The organism is Hydrogenivirga sp. 128-5-R1-1, from assembly GCF_000171895.1.
The window spans coordinates 1-1,600 of the sequence record NZ_ABHJ01000299.1 but is presented as its reverse complement, the minus strand read 5'-3'; the positions used below and the strand labels follow the sequence as shown (position 1 = coordinate 1,600).

Annotated in this window: 1 protein-coding gene and 1 pseudogene; both read right to left on the bottom strand. The window is 31.7% G+C overall.

Annotated elements, in window-relative coordinates; genetic code table 11:
• Window positions 1-74: 74 nt before the first annotated feature.
• Window positions 75-746, bottom strand: coding sequence for an AAA family ATPase (locus HG1285_RS18460; protein ID WP_008289178.1), 672 nt, complete (start codon window positions 744-746; stop codon window positions 75-77).
• A gap of 113 nt (window positions 747-859) precedes the next feature.
• A pseudogene (locus HG1285_RS19970) lies at window positions 860-1,600 on the bottom strand (hypothetical protein); the annotation flags it as partial.

Below are 1,600 nucleotides of genomic sequence, written 5' to 3'. Positions count from 1 at the left end.
AGCATTTAAGGTATTTGGATTTCTTTGAAAATCTGATACTTTTGTAGTCTTTTATGATTTCTGATAGTTTTCTATTACGGAGTTTTCATCTCAGCTAAATTCCAGCTGGCATTATAAACTGCTTCTTTTATTTTTAAAATATTTGATAAGTAGTTATATTTTTCCTCAAGTTGCTGTTTTTCTCCTTCTTTTAGGTCTGCTTCTTCCAGTTCTTGAAGCTGATATTTAAGTATGTCCAGTTCCCTTAAACGATTTGATTGTTGCTGGATAAGTTCCTGCTCTTCTTTCTCAAGGGATTTATACTCTTTGTAAAGTTTTCTATATTTTTCAAGTAAATCATCTATTTGGGCGTATTTGTCTAACATTTTTATATGTTCTTTACGGTTAAATAAAGCCTGTTGATGATGCTGGCCATGGATTGCGATAATACCTTCAGAGGCTTCTTTTAACGTGGATAGGGTTGCTCTTTTCCCATTTACGTAATAGTAGCTTTTGCCGTTTTTTACCTCACGGGCTAAAAAAAGTAGTCCATCTTCTGCATACTGATTATCAACATTTTCAAAGCTAAGCTCTACATAATCCCCTTCAGAATATTTGCCTTTTTTACCTAAGACGAAAGATATGGCATCAACAATCAGGGATTTACCTACCCCTGTTTCTCCTGTAAACACATTAAGGCCATCTGTAAGCTCAAGCTCTATATCCTTTATGTATAAAAACTTTCCGATTTTGATTTTTGACAGCATTTAGACCTCTACTTCCTGGATTTAACAATAAATTTTAAACTGTAAGGGGGTAATAAATAAATAGGATCTGGTTAAAAATTTTTTATAAGGTTAGAAATGATATTATCCTGCTTTTATTTATTTTTCTTTAAAATTTCTTTAACAAATTCTACAGGAAGTTCTAAAACTTCAGCTATTTTATTGGAATCCCAGCCAATTTTTTTATGTAAATTTAAAATATCTTCCTTTTTAGCTTCTAATTTGCCTTTCTCTACCCCATCCTTATAAAGTGGATGCTTTTCCATTGTCTCTTTATCTATGGTAAGTGGCATCTTATTCTCCTCCTTTCTTAACTCCTCCATTAATTTAGGTCTATATGATAATAAATTCAATAATTTCTTCAAATAGTCTCTCCTTTTTCTTTCCGGTAGTTTTGATAACTCTGTAAGTATCTCCCTAAAATATTTTGAAGGATTTTTGACATCACATAAAACTGCCAGTATTTTGTCTGTTAAATCCTCACTTTCCAAAAGTTCTTCACATTTTATCTCTTTTATATCTTTTAAAATATAGCTAAATTTTAGATTTTCCTTTTCAATTTTATTTTCCATTTTTAGAGGTTTTTCTCCCAGATATAAGACCATCTGAAGAATATCCTTTGATGGATATTTTGGGGAAATCAGCGTGTAATATTCCAGCATTCTAAAGGGCATATTTTTATCGTTTGTTGTCTGGAGTTCCAGATGAAAAATCTTTCCATCTTCCAATTCCACAAGGAAATCAACTCTTCTGTCTTTTACTTCCGGTAGAGATGTATCAAGTAGTTTTGTAGCAGATTTACCTGTTAATATCTGGATAAACTTTGGTGGTATCTC